Source organism: Endozoicomonas sp. ALB091 (assembly GCF_049310265.1).
Lineage (GTDB): Bacteria > Pseudomonadota > Gammaproteobacteria > Pseudomonadales > Endozoicomonadaceae > Endozoicomonas.
In genome coordinates, this window is the sequence record NZ_JBLYNQ010000013.1 from 154,337 (window position 1) to 173,995 (window position 19,659).

General features: G+C 49.9%; 9 protein-coding genes. All 9 read right to left on the minus strand.

From position 1 onward, the window contains the following. Window positions 1-354: 354 nt before the first annotated feature. The 9 genes from ACO6UX_RS23705 to ACO6UX_RS23745 all read right to left on the minus strand — a co-directional run bounded on the left by ACO6UX_RS23705 (window position 355) and on the right by ACO6UX_RS23745 (window position 19,576). Window positions 355-3,507, minus strand: a complete 3,153-nt coding sequence (locus ACO6UX_RS23705) for a DUF1601 domain-containing protein (RefSeq protein WP_422450777.1) — start codon at window positions 3,505-3,507, stop codon at window positions 355-357. 224 nt (window positions 3,508-3,731) lie between these two features. After that, complete coding sequence (locus ACO6UX_RS23710; protein ID WP_422450779.1) at window positions 3,732-6,629, minus strand: DUF1601 domain-containing protein; 2,898 nt, start codon at window positions 6,627-6,629, stop codon at window positions 3,732-3,734. Between the two features lie 87 nt (window positions 6,630-6,716). After that, a complete protein-coding gene (locus ACO6UX_RS23715; RefSeq protein ID WP_422450780.1) occupies window positions 6,717-9,872 on the minus strand; it encodes a DUF1601 domain-containing protein in 3,156 nt (1,051 codons plus the stop codon). A gap of 224 nt (window positions 9,873-10,096) precedes the next feature. Further along, the gene (locus ACO6UX_RS23720) at window positions 10,097-11,536 is read right to left on the minus strand and encodes an RAP domain-containing protein (RefSeq protein WP_422450781.1); all 1,440 of its coding nucleotides are present in this window, start codon (window positions 11,534-11,536) and stop codon (window positions 10,097-10,099) included. 224 nt (window positions 11,537-11,760) lie between these two features. Continuing rightward, complete coding sequence (locus tag ACO6UX_RS23725; RefSeq protein WP_422450782.1) at window positions 11,761-14,388, minus strand: DUF1601 domain-containing protein; 2,628 nt, start codon at window positions 14,386-14,388, stop codon at window positions 11,761-11,763. A gap of 237 nt (window positions 14,389-14,625) precedes the next feature. Further along, window positions 14,626-17,121, minus strand: a complete 2,496-nt coding sequence (locus ACO6UX_RS23730) for a DUF1601 domain-containing protein (protein ID WP_422450784.1) — start codon at window positions 17,119-17,121, stop codon at window positions 14,626-14,628. A gap of 223 nt (window positions 17,122-17,344) precedes the next feature. Then, window positions 17,345-18,814 carry an RAP domain-containing protein gene (locus ACO6UX_RS23735; RefSeq protein ID WP_422450786.1) on the minus strand — a complete coding sequence of 490 codons (1,470 nt, stop codon included), beginning with the start codon at window positions 18,812-18,814 and terminating at the stop codon, window positions 17,345-17,347. Then, window positions 18,730-19,173, minus strand: a complete 444-nt coding sequence (locus tag ACO6UX_RS23740; RefSeq protein WP_422450787.1) for a hypothetical protein — start codon at window positions 19,171-19,173, stop codon at window positions 18,730-18,732. Before ACO6UX_RS23740 ends, ACO6UX_RS23735 begins: the two co-directional genes overlap by 85 nt. Further along, a complete protein-coding gene (locus tag ACO6UX_RS23745) occupies window positions 19,076-19,576 on the minus strand; it encodes a hypothetical protein (protein WP_422450788.1) in 501 nt (166 codons plus the stop codon). The genes ACO6UX_RS23740 and ACO6UX_RS23745 overlap by 98 nt, the downstream gene beginning before the upstream one ends. Between the last annotated feature and the right edge of the window lie 83 nt (window positions 19,577-19,659).

Below are 19,659 nucleotides of genomic sequence, written 5' to 3' on the forward strand. Positions count from 1 at the left end.
CAGAAATATGTGATTCCATATGGCCAGCTACTTAGACGTAAACGGTTGAGGAAACACATCTACTCCTGATGCCATCAATCCGTTATTTGCAAATCATCCGGGGCGAGATGTATGGGCAACAGGTGTTCAACACTGGCATTCCTTCCCGGTATGGGAAAAAGGTTCTTGCGTCATGATACTAGGAGGCTGAACGAGAATAGACTGCCCTACTGCGGTGGCAGCAAATTGGTCTAAAAAGTCGGAAATTTTTAGCAAATAGAACCACTATTCACTAAAAATTTCCGACTTTTTATCCTCAATTTTCTGCCATCCTCGCTACGGGCGCTATTCTCGGTCAGCCTCCTAGGAAGGCAATTACTGGTTGTTTGTTTTCTTCCTCTTTGCTGGTTTGCCGGTTTGCTCCTCTGAATGTTCTTCGGCAGTCAAGTAACCGTGATCTGAGGGTTGCCCGCCTTTATCAGCCGTAACGTATGCTTCATCTGCCCACCTTCTTTTAAGTGATACAGAGCCATGCTCCTGTGGCGGGATGCCTGTCCTGGTCTTTATTTGATCAATGTATGGTTTCATTAAATCCTGATTCCAAAGCATGGTAACCGGAATTTCAATGACCTCAAATCCTGCTTTTTGCAACAGTGCGATTTTCAGCAGAGTCGAACCATTCCTGGTGTTGAAATCACCACCCACGTAATGAAACGGTCCCTGAACTTCAATCACCATGTTGTGATCTGGCAGTAGCAGGTCAACCGGAGGCAGTGAGTTCAGACTCTTTTCTTCTTCAATCCTCAAAGATGGAATAGAAGATTTGAGTTGATCACGGAAGTCGACCTGGGTGTTTGAAATATTTGTGTGGTAATGGGGGACGACCGGACACGCTCTGCCAAGCCAACTGGCGGCCTGGGCAATGGTGCGTTGACCCTCTTCATTGTGCAGGAATGTATTTTCCAGACGGTTAAACAGGTCATCCATGTGCTTTTCAAGCATGTGATTTTTATTGGCAGTGGAGACCAGAGACAGCCTGGCACAGCAGACCATTATTCCCCAGAGAGACATCAATATGGCTTTCTGAGAGAGCTGAGGGTTTTCACTGATTCGGTAGACCAGCGACTCGAACGTGGATGTAACCACGTTCAACTCAACGAGCTCACCCAGTTTCGCCATGGCCCACAGCAGGTTGGCAATAGCCTGGGCATTAAATTGGCCTTTCTGTGCGTTCACGAGGGGCAACAGCGTGGCCAGGGCCTCTTTGAGCTCTGGTGTCTGCTCCTGCCCGTGGTCCAACAGTTTCGCCATGGCCCACAGCAGGTTGGCAATACCCTGTGGTTTAAAGTTAGCTTTCTGTGCGTTCACGTGGGGCAACAGCGCGGCCACGGCATCGTTGAGCCCTGGTGACCACTTCTGTCCGTTGTCCACCAGTTTCGCCATGGCCCACAGCAGGTTGGCGGTTTCCTGTGGTTTAAAGTTGGCTTTCTGTGCGTTTACATGGGGCAACAGCGTGGCCACGGCCTCTGTGAGTGGTGTCCTCTCCTGCCCGTTGTTCACCAGTTTCGCCATGGCCCACAGCAGGTTGGCAATATGTTGAGGATTAAATTGGTCTTTCTGTGCGTTCACATGGGGCAACAGTGCGGCCACGGTCTCGTTGAGTTCTGGTGTCTGCTCGTGCCCGTTGTCCACCAGTTTCGCCATGGCCCACAGCAGGTTGGCGATACCCTGGGCATCAAATTGGTCCTTCTGTGCGTTCACATGGGGCAACAGCGCAGCCACGGCTTCTTTGAGCTCTGGTGTCGGCTCCTGCCCGTTGTCCACCAGTTTTGCCATGGCCCACAGCAGGTTGGCGATTTCCTGTGGGTTAAAATTAGCTTTCTGTGCGTTCACGTGGGCTAGCAGAGCGACCACAGCCCCGTTGAACTCCGGTGTCCGCTCCTGCCCGCTGCCGACCAGTTTCGCCATGGCCCACAGCAGGTTGCTAATATGCTGAGGAATAAATGAGTCTTTCTGCACGTTCACGAGGGGCAACAGCGCGGCCACGGCCTCTTTGAGCCCTGGTGTCCGATGCTGCCTGTTGTCCACCAGTTTCGCTATGGCCCAAAGCAGGTTGGCGATACCCTGGGCATCAAATTGGTCTTTCTGTGCGTTCACGTGGGGCAATAGCACGGCCAAGGCCTCTTCGAGCCCTGATGTCGGCTCCTGTCCGTTGTCCAGCAGTTTCGCCATGGCCCACAGCAGGTTGGCGATATGCTGAGGAGTAAATTGGTTTTTCTGTGCGTTCACGAGGGGCAACAGCACGGCCACGGCCCCGTTGAGCCCTGGTGTTCGCTCCTGCCCGTTGTCCACCAGTTTCGCCATGGCCCATAACAGGTTGGTGATTCCCTGGGCATTAAGTTGGTCTTTCTGTTCGTGCACGAGGGGCAACAACGCGGCCACAGCCAGGTTGAGCTCTGGTGTACGCTCCTGGCCGTTGCCCACCAGTTTCGCCATGGCCCACAGCAGGTTGGCGATATGCTGAGGAATAAATTGGTTTTTCTGTGCGTTCACGAGGGGCAACAGCACGGCCACGGCCCCGTTGAGCCCTGGTGTTCGCTTCTGCCCGTTGTCCACCAGTTTCGCCATGGCCCATAACAGGTTGGTGATTCCCTGGGCATTAAGTTGGTCTTTCTGTTCGTGCACGTGGGGCAACAGCGCAGCCACGGCCTCGTTGAGCTCTGGAGTCCGTTTTTTCCCGTTGTCAACCAGTTTCGCCATGGCCCACAGCAGGTTGGTGATTCCCTGTGGTTTAAAGTTAGCTTTCTGTCCATTTACGTGGGGTAACAGCGTAGCGACGGCCTCGTTGAACACTGGTGTCCGCTCCTGCCCGTTGTCCACCAGTTTTGCCATGGCCCACAGCAGGTTAGCTATTCCCCGGGCATCAATATCCCTGGCTTCAGGTTTTTGGTTGCAGTTAAATATTATTGCATCAAGTAGCGTTGACAATAAGTTAGCTTGAGTAAGCTTTACACGCTCATCCATGGGGTTATGAGGGGTAAAAACACCCGCTGAAGTCAATGAATGAAGTGTTGTCGTCAGGCTTCGCCAATTCCAGCTCCGTGTTACGGAAAAATTTTGCAGTAAACGTATCAGCTGACTTTGTTCGGCTCGATTTAATGGTCTTTTAGACGCTGACGTGTATTTTTTAATTGAACTGGCATATTGACCGTGATGTCTCCCATCATAGCGATCACCGAAACGATAAGATTTACTCACCAGACCATCCATTATTTCCTGTCTGGTCAGGGTATTGAAATCTTGAGCAGAGTTCACTGAGCGGAACATTAGATTTTGAGAAGAGCATGCGTCAGAAGAGTGGTACAATTCGTTGCGCCCCGGGGTAGTACGGAGGGGATTATCCCACTGTTCGACTGTGCCATATCTATATTGCACACGCCTTGAAGAAGCGGCATGGTCATCCGGTCGGTTGTAATCATTATTTGATCTTGTGTATTGACCGCTGATACCAGCAGAGTTTCTATCCATTTTTATATTTCTTTAATTCATGAAAATATAAAAAACAGACTGCTGTTTTGTTCAAAAGTTCATTTCGCTGAAATGTCTATAAACGTAAACGGTTGGGGAAGCACATTTACTCCTGATGCCATCAACCCGTTATTTTCCAATCATCCGGGGCAACAGGTGTTCAACACTGACATTCCTTCCCGGCATGTGAAAACGGATCTTGAGTCATGATAGGAGGAAGGCAATTACTGGCTGGTTGTTTTCTTCCTCTTTGCTGGTTTGCCGGTTTGCTCCTCTGAATGTTCTTCGGCAGTCAAGTAACCGTGATCTGAGGTTTGCCCGCCTTTATCAGCCGTAACGTATGCTTCCTCTGCCCACCTTCTTTTAAGTGATACAGAGCCATGCCCCGGTGGCGGTAAGCTTATCCTGGTCTTTATTTGATCAATGTATGGCTTCATTAAATCCTGACTCAAGAGCCTGTTAACCGGAATTTCAATGACCTCAAATCCTGCTTTTTGCAACAGTGCGATTTTCAGCAGAGTCGAACCATTCCTGGTGGTGAAATCACCACCCACGTAATGAGAGGGACCCTGAACTTCAATCACCAGGTTGTGATCTGGCAGTAGCAGGTCAACCGGAGGCAGTGAGTTCAGACTTTTTTCTTCTTCAATCTGCAAAGAGGGAAAGCATGATTGGAGTTGATCGCGGAAGTCGGATTGAGGTTTTGACATGATTGTCTGGTAATGGGGGACGAGCGGGCATGATCTCCCAAGCCAACTTGCGGCCATGGCAATAACGTATTGTTCCTCTTCATTATTGTCTGGATTGTCTGGGAATGTATTTTTCAGGCGAGTAAACAGGTCATCCATGTGCTTTTCAAGCCAGTTATTGTTATTGGAGTTTAGAGACAATCTGGCACAGCAAACCATTACTCCCCAGAGAGACATCAATATGTCTTGATGTGAGAGCTGAGGGTTTTCACTGATTCGGTAAACAAGCGATTCGAACATAGAGGTCACCACCTTCAGCTCAACGAACTCACCCAGTTTCGCCGTGGCCCACAGCAGATTGGCGATTTCCTGTGGTTTAAAGTTAGCTTTCTGTGTGTTCACGTGGCGCAACAGCGCGGCCACGGCCTCGTTAAACTCTGGTGTCCGCTCTTGCCCGCTATCCACCAGTTTCGCCATGGCCCACAGCAGGTTGGCGATACCCTGTGGTTTAAAGTTATCTTTCTGTGCGTTCACGTGTGGCAACAGCGCGGCCACGGCCTCTTTAAGCTCTGGTATCCTATCCTCCCCGTTGTCCAGCAGTTTCGCCATGGCCCACAGCAGGCTGGCGATTTCCTGTGGTTTAAAATAGGCTTTCTCTGGGTTCACTTGTGGCAACAGCACGGCCACGGCTTCTTTGAGCAGCAGTGTCCGCTCCTGCCCGTTGTTCACCAGTTTCGCCATGGCCCACAGCAGGTTGGTGATTTCCTGTGGTTTAAAGTTAGCTTTCTGTGTACTCACGTGGTGCAACATTGCGGCCACGGCCTGTTTGAGCCCTGGTGTCTGCTCCTGCCCGTTGTCCACCAGTTTCGCCATGGCCCACAGCAGGTTGGCGATATGCTGAGGAATAAATTGGTCTTTCTGTGCGTTCACGTGGGGAAACAGCGCGGCCACAGCCTCGTTGAGCTCTGGTGTCCGCTCCTGGCCGTTGTCCACCAGTTTTGCCATGGCCCACAGCAGGTTGGCGATATGCTGAGGAATAAATTGGTCTTTCTGTGCGTTCACGTGGGGCAACAGTGCGGCCACGGCCTCGTTGAGCGCTGGTGTCCGCTTCTGCCCGCTATCCACCAGTTTCGCCATGGCCCAAAGCAGGATGGCGATACCCTGAGCATTAAATTGGTCTTTCTGTGCGTTCACGTGGGGCAACAGCGTGGCCACGGTCTCTCTGATCTCTGGTGTCCGCTCCTGCCCGTTGTCCACCAGTTTCGCCATGGCCCACAGCAGGTTGGCGAAATGCTGAGGAATAAATTGGTCTCTTTGTGCATTCACGCAGGGCAGCAGCGCGGCCACGGCCTCGCTGAGCCCTGGTATCCGCTGCTGGCCGTTGTCCACCAATTTCGCCATGGCCCACAGCAGGTTAGTAATACCCTGTGCATTAAATCGGTCTTTATGTACGTTTACCCGGGACAACAACGCGGCCACGGCCTCGTTGAACGCTGGTGTCTGTTCCTGCCCGTTGTCCACCAGTTTCGCCATGGCCCACAGCAGGCTGGCGATTTCCTGTGGTTTAAAGTGAGTTTTCTGTGCGTTCACGAGGGGCAATAGCCCGGCCACGGCCTCATTGAGCTCTGGTGTTCGCTCCTGCCCATTGTCCACCAGTTTCGCCATGGCCCACAGCAGGTTGGCAATATGCTGAGGAATAAATGGGTCTTGCTGTGCTTTCATGTGGGGCAACAGTGCGGCCACAGCCGCGTTGAGCCCTGGTGTTCGCTCCTGCCCGCTGTCTACCAGTTTCGCCATAGCCCACAGCAGGTTGGCGATTTCCTGGGCACCAACATAGCTGGCTTCAGGTTTTTGGTTGCACTTGAATATGATTGCATCAAGTAGTGTTGACAGTAAGGCAGCCTGAGTAAGTCTGACACGCTCATCCAAGGGATTATGAGGGGTAAAAACACCCGCTGAAGTAAATGAGTGCAGTGTTGTCGTCAGGCTTCGCCAATTCCAGCTCCGCGTTGCTGTGAAATTTTGCAGCAAACGCATCAGCTGGCTTTGTTCAGCTCGATTTAACGATCTTTTAGCAGTTGACGTGTATTTTTTAATTGAACTGGCATATTGACCGTGATTTCTCCCATCATAGCGATCACCGAAACGATAAGATTTACTCAGCAGGCCATCCATTATTTCCTGTCTGGTGAGGGTATTGAAATCTTGAGCAGGGTTTACTGAACGGTACTGTAGATGTTGATAAGAGCGTGTGAAAGAAGAATGGTAAAATTCATTTCGCGCCGGGGCAGTGCGGGAGGGTTTATCCCATTGCCTGACTGTGGCATACCTATATCGTCCACGCCGTGAAGAAGTGGCTTGGTCATCCGGTTGGTGGTAATCATTGCCTGATCTTGTGTATGGACCACTGATACCAGCATAGCTTCTATCCATAATTATATTTCATTAATTCATGGAAATATAAAATGCAGACTGTGGTTCTTTTCAGAAGTTCATTTTGCTGGAATGTTGGTTAACTACTTACTGGCTGGTTGTTTTTTTCCTCTTTTCTGGTTTGCCGGTTTGCACTTCTGAATGTTCTTCGGCGGTTAAGTAACCATGATCTGAGGGTTGCCTGCCTTTATCAGCAGTAACGTATGGCTCATCTGCCAGCCTTCTTTTAAGTGATACAGAGCCATGCTCCTGTGGTGGGATGCCTATCCTGGTCTTTATTTGATCAATGTATGGTTTCATTAAATCCTGATTGCAAAGCCTGTTAACCGGAATTTCAATGACCTCAAATCCTGCTTTTTGCAACAGTGCGATTTTCAGCAGAGTCGAACCATTCCTGGTGTTGAAATCACCACCCACGTAATGAAACGGTCCCTGAATTTCAATCACCATGTTGTGATCTGGCAGTAGCAGGTCAACCGGAGGTAATGAGTTCAGACTCTTTTCTTCTTCAATCTTCAAAGATGGAATAGATGATTGGAGTTGATCGCGGAAGTCGACCTGGGTTTTTGAAATGTTTGTCTGGTAATCGCGAACGACCGGACAGGCTCTGCCAAGCCAACTTGCGGCCATGATCATGATGGATTGATCCTCTTCATTATCTGGCGATGTATTTTCCAGGCGAGTCAACAGGTCATCCATGTGCTTTTCAAGCACGTTATTTTTATGGGCATTGGAGTCCAGAGCCAACCTGGCACAGCATACCATTACTCCCCAGAGAGACATCAGTATCTCTTGCTGAGAGAACTGAGTGTTTTCACTGATTCTGTAGACAAGAGAGTTGAACGTGGATGTAAACACGTTCAGCTCAATGAGCTCACCCAGATTCGCCGTGGCCCACAGCAGGTTGGCGATTTCCTGTGGTTTTACATTAGCTTTCTGTGCGTTCACGAGGGACAACAGCGATGCCACGGCCTCGTTGAACTCTGGTGTCTGCTCCTGCCCATTCTTCACCAGTTTCGCCATGGCCCACAGCAGGTTGGCGATATGCTGGGGAATAAATTGGTCTTTCTGTACGTTCACGTGGGGCAACAGTGCGGCCAGAGCATCTTTGAACTCTGGTGTTTTCTCCAGCCCGCTGTCCACCAGCTTCGCCATGGCCCACAGCAGGTTGGCGATATGCTGAGGACTAAATTGGTCTTTCTGTGCATTCACGTGGGGCAACAGTGCGGCTACTGCATCGTTGAGCCCTGCTGTCCACTCCTGCCCGTTGTCCACCAGTTTCGCCATGGCCCACAGCAGGTTGGCGATTCCCTGGGCATTAAATTGGTCTTCTTGTGCGATCACGTGGGGCAACAGCGCGGCCACGACCTCGTTGAGCCCTGGTGTCTGCTCCTGCCCGTTGTCCACCAGTTTCGCCATGACCCACAGCAGGTTGGCGATTTCCTGGGCATTAAATTGGTCTTCTAGTGCGATCACGTGGGGCAACAGCGCGGCCACGACCTCGTTGAGCCCTGGTGTCTGCTCCAGCCCGTTGTCCACCAGTTTCGCCATGGCCCACAGCAGGTTGGCGATTTCCTGGGCATTAAATTGGTCTTTCTGAGTGTTCACGTGGGGCAACAGTGCGGTCACAGCCTCTTTGAGACCCGGTGTCTGCTCCTGCCCGTTGTCCACCAGTTTCGCCATGGCCCATAGCAGGTTGGTGACACCCTGTGCTTTAAAATGGTCTTTCTGAGCGTTCACGTGGGGCAACAGTGCGGCCACTGCATCGTTGAGCCCTGCTGTCCACTCCTGCCCGTTGTCCACCAGTTTCGCCATGGTCCACAGCAGGTTGGCGATAGCCTGTGGTGTAAAGTTGGCTTTCTGTGGCTTCACTTGGGACAAAAGCGCGGCCAGGGCCTCTTTGAGCTGTGGTGTCCGCTCCAGCCCGTTGTCCACCAGTTTCGCCATGGCCCACAGCAGGTTGGCGATATGCTGAGGAATAAATTGGTCTTTCTGTGCGTTCACGAGGGGCAACAGCGCGACCACGGCTTCTTTGAGTTCTGGTGTCTGCTCCAGCCCGTTGTCCACCAGTTTCGCCATGGCCCACAGCAGGTTGGCGATATGCTGAGGAATAAATTGGTCTTTCTGTGCGTTCACGAGGGGCAACAGCACGGCCACAGCCCCTTTAAGCACTGGTGTCTGCTTCTGGCCGTTGTCCACCAGTTTCGCCATGGCCCACAGCAGGTTGGCGATATGCTGAGGAATAAATTGGTCTTTCTGAGCGTTCACGAGGGACAACAGCGATGCCACGGCCTCGTTGAACTCTGGTGTCTGCTCCTGCCCGTTCTTCACCAGTTTCGCCATAGCCCACAGCAGGTTGGTGATTTCCTGTGGTTTAAAGTGAGCTTTCTGTGCATTCACGTTGGGCAATAGGCTGGCCACGGCCTCATTGAGCCCTGGTGTCCGCTCCTGCCCGTTGTCCACCAGTTTCGCCATGGCCCACAGCAGGTTGGCAATATGCTGAGGAATAAATTGGTCTTTTTGTGCGTTCATGTGGGGCAACAGTGCGGCCACAGCCTCGTTGAGCCCTGGTTTTCGCTCCTGCCCGCTGTCTACCAGTTTCGCCATGGCCCACAGCAGGTTGGCGATTCCCTGGGCATCAATATCCCTGGCTTCAGGTTTTTGGTTGCACTTGAATATTATTGCATCAAATAGCGTTGACAATAAGTTAGCCTGAGTAATTTTAACTCGCTCATCCATGGGTTTAGGAAGGGCAAAAACACCTGCTGAAGTGAATGAGTGCAGTGTTGTCGTCAGGCTTCGCCAATTCCAGCTCCGCGTTGCTGTGAAATTTTGCAGCACACGCATCAGCTGGCTTTGTTCCGCTCGATTTAACGGTCTTTTAGCAGTTGACGTGTATTTTTTAATTGAACTGGCATATAGGCCGTGATCTCTCCCATCATAGCGATGACCGAAACGGTGCGATTTACTCACCAGGCCAGCCATTATTTCCTGTTGGGTGAGCGCATTAAAATCTTGAGCAGGATTTACTGAACGGCGTAGTAGATATTGAGAAGAGTATGCGGTAGAAGATTGGTAAAATTCATTACGCCTTGGGGCTGTGCGGGGGGGAGGATCCCATTGTCTGACTGTGTTATGTCTGTATCGTCCGCGCCTTGAAGAAGCGGCATGGTCATTTGGTTGGTTGTAATCATTATTTGATCTTGTGTATTGACCACTGATACCAGCAGAGGTTCTATCCATAATTATATTTCATTAATTAATGAAAATATAAAAAGCAGACTGCGGTTTTGTTCAAAAGTTCATTTTGCTACAACGTCTATAAACGTAAACGGTTGGGGAAACACATCTACTCCTGATGCCATCAACCCGTTATTTTCAAATCATCCGGGGCAACAGGTGTTCAACACTGGCATTTCTTTCCGGCGTGTGAAAACGGATCTAGAGTCATGATAGGAGGAAGGCAATTACTGGTTGTTTGTTTTCTTCCTCTTTGCCGGTTTACCGGTTTGCTCATCTGAATGTTCTTCGGCAGTCAGGTAACCGTGATCTGAGGGTTGCCTGCCTCTATCAGCAGTAACGTATGCCTGATCTGCCCACCTTCTTTTAAGTGATACAGAGCCATGACGTTGTGACGAGATGTCTACCCTGGCCTTTATTTGATCAATACATCGTTTCATTGAATCCCGGTTCCAAAGCATGTTAATCGGGATTTCAATGACCCCAAATCCTGATTTTCTCAGCAGTGCGATTTTCAGCAGAGTCGAACCATTCCTGGTTTTGAAATCACCACCCACGTAATGAGAGGGACCCTGAACTTCAATCACCATGTTGTGATCTGGCAGTAGCAGGTCAACCGGAGGTAATGAATTCAGACTCTTTTCTTCTTCAATCTTCAAAGATGGAATGTGGGATTGGAGTTGTTCACGGAAGTCGGATTGAGGTTTTGAAATCATTATCTGGTAATGGGGGACGACCGGACACGCTCTGCCAAGCCAACTTGCGGCCAGGGCAATGGTGCGTTGATCCTCTTCATTGTGCAGGAATGTATTTTTCAGACGGGTAAAAAGGTCATCCATGGGCTTTTCAAGCACGTGATTTTTATTGGCATTGGAGACCAGAGACAGCCTGGCACAGCAGACCATTACTCCCCAGAGAGACATCAATATGGCTTTCTGAGAGAGTTGAGGGTTTTCACTGATTCGGTACACCAGCGACTCGAACGTGGATGTAACCACGTTCAACTCAACGAGCTCACCCAGTTTCGCCATGGCCCACAGCAGATTGGCTATGCCTTGGGGATCAATATTCCTCGCTTCAGGTTTTTGGTTGCAGTGAAATATTATTGCATCAAGTAGCGTTGACAATAAGGCAGCTTGAGTACGCTCAACACGCTCATCTATGGGGTTATGGAGGGTAAAAACACCCGCTGAAGTAAAGGAATGCAGTGTTGTCGTCAGGCTTCGCCAATTCCAGCTCCGGGTTGCTGTGAAATTTTGCAGCAAACGCATCAGCTGGCTTTGTTCCGCTCGATTTAACGGTCTTTTAGCAGCTGACGTGTATTTTTTAATTGAACTGGCATATTGACCGTGATTTCTTCCATCATAGCGATGGCCGAAACGATCCGATTTACTCACCAGACCATCCATTACTTCTTGTTTAATGAGGGCATTGAAATCTTGAGCAGAGTTCACTGAGCGGAACATTAGATTTTGAGAAGGGCGTGCGTCAGAAGATTGGTAAAATTCGTTATGCCCTGGGAAAGCGCGAGAGGGATTATCCCACTGTTTGACTCTGGTATGTCTATATTGCCCACGCCTTGAAGAAGCGGCATGGTCATTCGGTTGGTTGTAATCATTATCTGATTTTGCGTATTTACTACTGGTACCAGCAGAACTTCTATCCATAATTATATTTCATTAATTCATGAAAATATAAAAAGCAGACTGCTGTTTTGTTCAAAAGTTCATTTTGCTGCAACGTCTATAAACGTAAACGGTTGGGGAAACACATCTACTCCTGATGCCATCAACCCGTTATTTTCAAATCATCCAGGGCAACAGGTGTTTAACACTGGCATTCCTTCCCGGAATGTGAAAAAGGTTCTTTCGTCATGATGGGGGGAAGGTAATTACTGGCTGTTTGTTTTCTTCCTTTTTGCGGGTTTACCGGTTTGCTTCTCTGAATGTTCTTCGGCAGTCAGGTAACCGTGATCTGAGGGTTGCCTGCCTTTATCAGCAGTAACGTATGCCTCATCTGCCCACCTTCTTTTAAGTGATACAGGGCCATGCCCCGGAGGCGGTAAGCCTATCCTGGTCTTTATTTGATCAATGTATGGCTTCATTAAATCCTGACTCAAGAGCCTGTTAACCGGAATTTCAATGACCTCAAATCCTGCTTTTTGCAACAGTGCTATTTTAAGCAGGGTCGAACCATTCCTGGTCTTGAAATCACCACCCACGTAATGAGACGGTCCCTGAACTTCAATCACCATGTTGTGATCTGGCAGTAGCAGGTCAACCGGAGGTAATGAATTCAGACTCTTTTCTTCTTCAATCCTCAAAGATGGAATGTGGGATTGGAGTTGATTGCGGAAGTCGGATTGACGTTTTGAAACGATTGCATGGTAATGGGGGACGACCGGACACGCTCTGCCAAGCCAACTTGCGGCCTGGGCAATGGTGCGTTGATCCTCTTCATTGTGCAGGAATGTATTTTCCAGTCGGGTAAACAGGTCATCCATGGGCTTTTCAAGCACGTGATTTTTATTGGCATTGGCGACCAGACACAGCCTGGCACAGCAGACCATTACTCCCCAGAGAGACATCAATATGGCTTTCTGAGAGAGCTGATGGTTTTCACTGATTCGGTAGACCAGCGACTCGAACGTGGATGTAACCACGTTCAGCTCAACGAACTCACCCAGTTTCGCCATGGCCCACAGAAGGTTGGCGATTTCCTGTGGTTTAAAGTTAGCTTTCTGTGCGTTCACGTGGGACAACAGTGCGGTCACGGCCTCGTTGAGACCTGGTGTCTGCTTCTGTCCGTTGTCCACCAGTTTCGCCATGGCCCACAGCAGGTTGGCGATACTCTGGGCATTAAACCGGCCTTTCAGTGCGCTCACGAAGGGCAACAGCTCGGCTACGGCTTCTTTGAGCCCTGGTGTCTGCTCCTGCCCGTTGCCCACCAGTTTCGCCATGGCCCACAGCAGGTTGGCGATTTCCTGTGGTTTAAAGTGAGCTTTCTGTATGTTCACGTGGGGCAACAGCGCGGCCACGGCCTCGTTGAGCTCTGGCGTCCACTCCTGACCGTTGTCCACCAGTTTTGCTACGGCCCACAGCAGGTTGGCGATTTGCTGTGGGTTAAAGTGAGCTTTCTGTATGTTCACGTGGAGCAACAGCGCGGCCACGGCCTCGTTGAGCTCTGGTGTCCGCTCCTGACCGTTGTCCACCAGTTTTGCTACGGCCCACAGCAGGTTGGCGATTTCCTGTGGTTTAAAGTGGGCTTTCTGTATGTTCACGCGGGGTAGCAGGGCGACCATAGCCTCTTTGAGTTCTGGTGTCCGTTCCTGCCCGTTGTCTACCAGTTTCGCCATGGCCCACAGCAGGTTGGCGATATCCTGGGCATTAAATTGGTCTTTCTGTACGTTCACGTGGGGCAACAGCGTGGCCACGGCCTCTTTGATTTCTGGTGTTTGCTCCTGCCCGTTATCCACCAGTTTCGCCATGGCCCAGAGCAGGTTGGCGATATGCTGAGGAATAAATTGGTCTGTTTGTGCGTTCACGTGGGGCAATAGCGCGGCCACGGCCTCGTTGAGCCCAGGTGACCGAGCCTGGCCGTTGTCCACCAGTTTTGCCATGGCCCAGAGCAGGTTGGCGATACCCTGTGGTTTAAAGTTAGCTTTCTGTGTGTTCACGAGGAGCAACAGCGTGGCAACGGCTTTGTTGAGTTCTGGTGTCGGCTCCTGCCCGCTGTCCATCAGTTTCGCGATGGCCCACAGCAGGTTGGCGATTTCCTGTGGTTTAAAGTGAGCTTTCTGTGTGTTCACGTGGGGCAACAGCGCGGCCACAGCCTCTTTGAGCTCTGGTGTCGGCTCCTGCCCGATGTCCACCAGTTTCGCCGTGGCCCACAGCAGGTTGGCGATACCCTGGGCATCAATATCCTTGGCTTCAGGTTTTTGGTTGCACTTGAATATTATTGCATCAAGCAGAGTGGACAATAAGGTAGCTTGAGTGAGCTGAACACGCTCATCCATGGGCTTATGCGGGGTAAAAACACCCGCTGAAGTAAATGAATGCAGTGTTGTCGTCAGGCTTCGCCAATTCCAGCTCCGCGTTGCTGTGAAATTTTGCAGCAAACGCATCAGCTGGCTTTGTTCCGCTCGATTTAACGGTCTTTTAGCAGTTGACGTGTATTTTTTAATTGAACTGGCATATAGGCCGTGATCTCTCCCATCATAGCGATGACCGAAACGGTGCGATTTACTCACCAGGCCAGCCATTATTTCCTGTTGGGTGAGCGCATTAAAATCTTGAGCAGGATTTACTGAACGGCGTAGTAGATATTGAGAAGAGTATGCGGTAGAAGATTGGTAAAATTCATTACGCCTTGGGGCTGTGCGGGGGGAATGACCCCATTGTCTGACTGGGGCATGCCTATATCGCCCACGCCTTAAAGAAGGGGCATGGTCATTCGGTTGGTTGTAATCATTATCTGATTTTGCGTATTTACTACTGGTACCAGCAGAACTTCTATCCATAATTATATTTCATTAATTCATGAAAATATAAAAAGCAGACTGCTGTTTTGTTCAGAAGTTCATTTTGCTGAAACGTTTATAAACGTAAACAGCTGGGGAAATACATCTACTCCTGATGCCACCAATCCATTATTTTCAAATCCTCCGGGGCGAGGTGTATGGGCAACAAGTGTTCAACGCTGGCATTCTTTACCGGAATGTGAAAGAGGTTCTTGAGTCATGATGGGAGGAAGGCAATTACTGGCTATTTGTTTTCTTCCTTTTTTCGGGTTTACCGGTTTGCTCCTCTGAATGTTCTTCTGCTGTTAAGTAACCTTGATCTGAGGGTTGCCTGCCTTTATCAGCAGTAACGTATGCCTCATCTGCCCACCTTCTTTTAAGTGATACAGAGCCATGGCGTTGTGACGAGATGTCTACCCTGGCCTTTATTTGATCAATACATCGTTTCATTGAATTCCGGTTCCAAAGCATGTTAATCGGGATTTCAATGACCTCAAATCCTGCTTTTTGCAACAGTGCGATTTTAAGCAGAGTCGAACCCTTCCTTGTGTTGAAATCACCACCCACATAATGAGAGGGTCCCTGAATTTCAATTACCATGTTGTGATCTGGCAGTAGCAGGTCAACTGGAGATAATGAATTCAGACTCTTTTCTTCTTCAATCCTCAAAGATGGAATGCATGACTGGAGTTGATTGCGAAAGTCGGATTGACGTTTTGAAACGATCGCATGGTAATGGGTGACGAACGGACATGGTCTCCCAAGCCAACTTGCGGCCATCGCGATGGTGTGTTGATCCTCTTCATTGTCCGGGGATGTGTTTTCCAGACGAATAAACAGGTCATGCATGTGCTTTTCCAGCACGTTACCTTTACTGGTATTTGGAACCAGAGATAACCTGGCACAGCATACCATTACTCCCCAAAGGGACATCAATATCGCTTGCTGAGAGAACTGAGGGTTGCCACTGATTTGGTCGACAAGCGTTTTGAACGTGGAGGTTAACACGTCCAGCTCAATGAGTTCGCCCAGTTTCGCCATGGCCCACAGCAGGTTGGCGATATCCTGGGCATTACATTGGTTTTTTTGTGCCTTCACGTGAGGCAACAGCGCCGTCACGGCCACATTGAACTCTGGTGTCTGCTCCTGCCCATGGTCCACCAGTTTCGCCATGGCCCACAGCAGGTTGGCGATCTCCTGTGGTGTTAAGTCAGCTTTCTGTGCGTTCACGCGAGGCAACAGTTCGGCCACGGCCTCGCTGAGCTCTGGTGTCCGCTGCTGCCCGTTGTCCATCAGTTTCGCCATGGCCCAGAGCAGGTTGGCGACACCCTGGGCATTAAATTGGTCTTTCTGAGTGTTCACGTGGGGCAACAGTGCGGTCACAGCCTCTTTGAGACCCGGTGTCTGCTCCTGCCCGTTGTCCACCAGTTTCGCCATGGCCCATAGCAGGTTGGTGACACCCTGTGCTTTAAAATGGTCTTTCTGAGCGTTCACGTGGGGCAACAGTGCGGCCACAGCCTCTTTGAGCCCTGGTGTCTGTTCATGCACTTTGTCCGCCAGTTTCGCCATGGCCCACAGCAGGTTGGCGATATGCTGAGGAAAAAACTGGTCTTTCTGTGCGTTCACGTGGGGCAACAGCGCAGCCACCGCCTCTTTGAACTCTGGTGTCCACGCCTGTCCGTTGTCCACGAGTTTTACCAGGGCCCACAGCAGGTTGGTGATTTCCTGTGGGTTAAAGTTAGCTTTCTGTGCGTTCACGTGGGGTAGCAGGGCGGCCATAGCCTTGTTGAACTCTGGTGTCCGCTCCTGCCCGCTGCCTACCAGTTTCGCCATGGCCCACAGCAGGTTGGCGATATGCTGAGGATTGAATTGGTCTTTCTGTGCGTTCACCCGGGGCAGCAGCGCGGCCACGGCCTCTTTGAGCTCAGGTGTCTGCTTCTGCCCGTTGTCCACCAGTTTCGCCATGGCCCACAACAGGTTGACAATACCCTGTGGTTTAAAGTTAGCTTTCTGTGAGTTTATGTGAGGCAACAGCGCGGCCACAGCCTCGTTGAGCTCCAGTCTCTGCTCCTGCCCATTGTTCGGCAGTTTTGCCATGGCCCACAGCAGGTTGGCGATTCCCCGGGCATCAATATCCCTGTCTCCAGGTGTTTGGTTGCATTTAAATATTATTGCATCCAGTAGCGTTGACAATAAGGCAGCTTGAGTAAGCCTGACACGCTCATCCATGGGTTTATGAGGGGTAAAAACACCTGCTGAAGTCAATGAATGCATTGTTGTCGTCAGGCTTCGCCAATTCCAGCTCCGCGTTGCTGTGAAATTTTGCAGCAAACTGATCAGCTCGCTTTGTTCCGCTCGATTTAACGGTCTTTTAGCAGTTGACGTGTATTTTTTAATTGAACTGGCATATTGACCGTGATTTCTCCCATCATAGCGATGTCCGAAACGATACGATTTACTCACCAGATCATCCATTACTTCTTGTTTAATGAGGGCATTGAAGTCTTGAGCAGGGTTCACTGATCGGAACATTAGATTTTGAGAAGGGCATGCGGCAGAAGAGTGGTAAAATTCATTACGCCCCGGGGCTGTGCGGAGGGTATTATCCCATTGTCTGACTGTGGTATGCCTATATCGCCCACGCCTTGAAGAAGCGGCATGGTCATTTGGTTGGTTGTAATCATTATTTGATCTTGTGTATTGACCACTGATACCAGCAGAGCTTCTATCCATAATTATATTTCATTAATTCATGAAAATATAAAAAGCAGACTGCTGTTTTGTTCAAAAGTTCATTTTGATGAAATGTCTATAAGCGTAAACGGTTGGGGAAACACATCTACTCCTGATGTCATCAATCCGTTATTTTCAAATCATCCGGGCAAAAGGTGTTCAACACTGACATTCCTTTCCGGCATGTGAAAACGGATCTTGACTCATGATAGGAGGAAGGCAATTACTGGCTGTTTGTTTTCTTCCTTTTTGCGGGTTTACCGGTTTGCTCCTCTGAATGTTCTTCTGCAGTTAAGTAACCGTGATCTGAGGGTTGCCTGCCTTTATCAGCAGTAACGTATGCCTCATCTGCCCGCCTTCTTTTAAGTGATACAGAGCCATGCTCCTGTGGCGGGAAGCCTATCTTGGTCTTTATTTGATTAATGTATGGTTTTATTAAATCCTGATTCGAGAGCATGTTAACCGGAATTTCAATGACCTCAAATCCTGCTTTTTGCAACAGTGCGATTTTCAGCAGAGTCGAACCATTCCTGGTTTTGAAATCACCACCCACGTAATGAGAGGGACCCTGAATTTCAATCACCATGTTGTGATCTGGCAATACCAGGTCAACCGGAGGTAATGAGTTCAGACTCTTTTCTTCTTCAATCTTCAAAGATGGAATGCATGATTGGAGTTGATCGAGGAAGTCGGATTGAAGTTTTGAAATGGTTGTTTGGTAATGGGGGACGACCGGACACGGTCTCCCAAGACAACTTGCGGCCATGGCAATGATGGATTGATCCTCTTCATTATCCGGGGATATATTTTCAAAGCGAGTAAACAGGTCATCCATGTGCTTTTCAAGCCAATTATTTTTATTGGTATTGGAGACTAAAGACAACCTGGCACAGCATACCATTACTCCCCAGAGAGACATCAATACCCCTTGCTGAGAGAGCTGAGGGTTGTCACTGATTCGGTAGACAAGCGATTTGAACGTGGATGTTACCACGTCCAGCTCAATGAGTTCGCCCAGTTTAGCCATGGCCCACAGCAGGTTGGCGATATGCTGAGGTATAAATTGGTCTTTGTTTGCGTTCACGTGGGGCAACAGCGAGGCCACGGCCTCTTTGAGCCCTGGCGTCCGCTCCTGTCCGTTGTCCACCAGTTTCGCCATGGCCCACAGCAGGTTGGCGATATGCTGAGGAATAAATTGGTCTTTGTTTGCGTTCACGTGGGGCAAAAGGGCGGCCACGGCATCGTTGAGCCCTGGTGACCACTCCTGCCCGTTGTCCACCAGTTTCGCCATGGCCCACAGCAGGTTGGCGATTTCCTGTGGTTTAAAATTAGTTTTCTGTGCGTTCACGTGGGGCAACAGCGCGGCCACAGCCTCTTTGAGCTCTGCTGTGCGCTCCTGCCCGTTGTCCACCAGTTTCGCCATGGCCCACAGCAGGTTGGTGATTGCCTGTGGTGTAAAGTTAGCTTTCTGTGCGTTCACGTGGGGCAATAGCGCGGCCACGGCCTCGTTGAGCCCTGGTGTTTGCTTTTGCCCGTTGTCCACCAGTTTCGCCATGGCCCACAGCAGGTTGGCGATACCCTGTGGTGTAAAGTTTGCTTTCTGTGAGTTCACGAGGGGCAACAACACGACCACAGCCTCTTTGAGCTCTGCTGTGCGCTCCTGCCCGTTGTCCACCAGTTGGCCATGGCCCACAGCAGGTTGGTGATTGCCTGTGGTGTAAAGTTAGCTTTCTGTGCGTTCACGTGGGGCAACAGCGCGGCCACGGTCTCGTTGAATTCTGGTGTCTGTTCCTGCCCGTTGTCCACCAGTTTCGCCATGGCCCACAGCAGGTTGGCGATTCCCAGGGCATCAATATCCCTGGCTTCAGGTTTTTGGTTGCAGTTAAATATTATTGCATCAAGTAGTGTTGACAATAAGGCCGCTTGAGTAAGCTTGACACGCTCATCCATGGGTTTATGAGGGGTAAAAACACCCGCTGAAGTAAATGAATGCAGTGTTGTCGTCAGGCTTCGCCAATTCCAGCTCCGCGTTGCTGTGAAATTTTGCAGCAAACTGCATCAGCTGGCTTTGTTCCGCTCGATTTAACGGTCTTTTAGCAGTTGACGTGTATTTTTTAATTGAACTGGCATATTGACCGTGATTTCTTCCATCATAGCGATGACCGAAACGATCCGATTTACTCACCAGATCATCCATTACTTCTTGTTTAATGAGGGCATTGAAATCTTGAGCAGAGTTCACTGAGCGGAACATTAGATTTTGAGAAGAGCATGCGTCAGACAAGTGGTAAAATTCGTTGCGCCCCGGGGTAGTACGGAGGGGATTATCCCACTGTTCGACTGTGCCATATCTATATTGCACACGCCTTGAAGAAGCGGCATGGTCATTCGGTTGGTTGTAATCATTATCTGATCTTGTGTATTGACCACTGATACCAGCAGAGGTTCTATCCATAATTATATTTCATTAATTCATGAAAATATAAAAAGCAGACTGCTGTTTTGTTCAGAAGTTCATTTTGCTGAAACGTTTATAAA

Excerpts from the sequence above, each read along its gene's own strand:
- ACO6UX_RS23705 (WP_422450777.1), bottom strand. The coding sequence starts at position 3,507 with ATGGATAGAAACTCTGCTGGTATCAGCGGTCAATACACAAGATCAAAT.
- ACO6UX_RS23710 (WP_422450779.1), bottom strand. The coding sequence starts at position 6,629 with ATGGATAGAAGCTATGCTGGTATCAGTGGTCCATACACAAGATCAGGC.
- ACO6UX_RS23715 (WP_422450780.1), bottom strand. The coding sequence starts at position 9,872 with ATGGATAGAACCTCTGCTGGTATCAGTGGTCAATACACAAGATCAAAT.
- ACO6UX_RS23720 (WP_422450781.1), bottom strand. The coding sequence starts at position 11,536 with ATGGATAGAAGTTCTGCTGGTACCAGTAGTAAATACGCAAAATCAGAT.
- ACO6UX_RS23725 (WP_422450782.1), bottom strand. The coding sequence starts at position 14,388 with ATGGATAGAAGTTCTGCTGGTACCAGTAGTAAATACGCAAAATCAGAT.
- ACO6UX_RS23730 (WP_422450784.1), bottom strand. The coding sequence starts at position 17,121 with ATGGATAGAAGCTCTGCTGGTATCAGTGGTCAATACACAAGATCAAAT.
- ACO6UX_RS23745 (WP_422450788.1), bottom strand. The coding sequence starts at position 19,576 with ATGGATAGAACCTCTGCTGGTATCAGTGGTCAATACACAAGATCAGAT.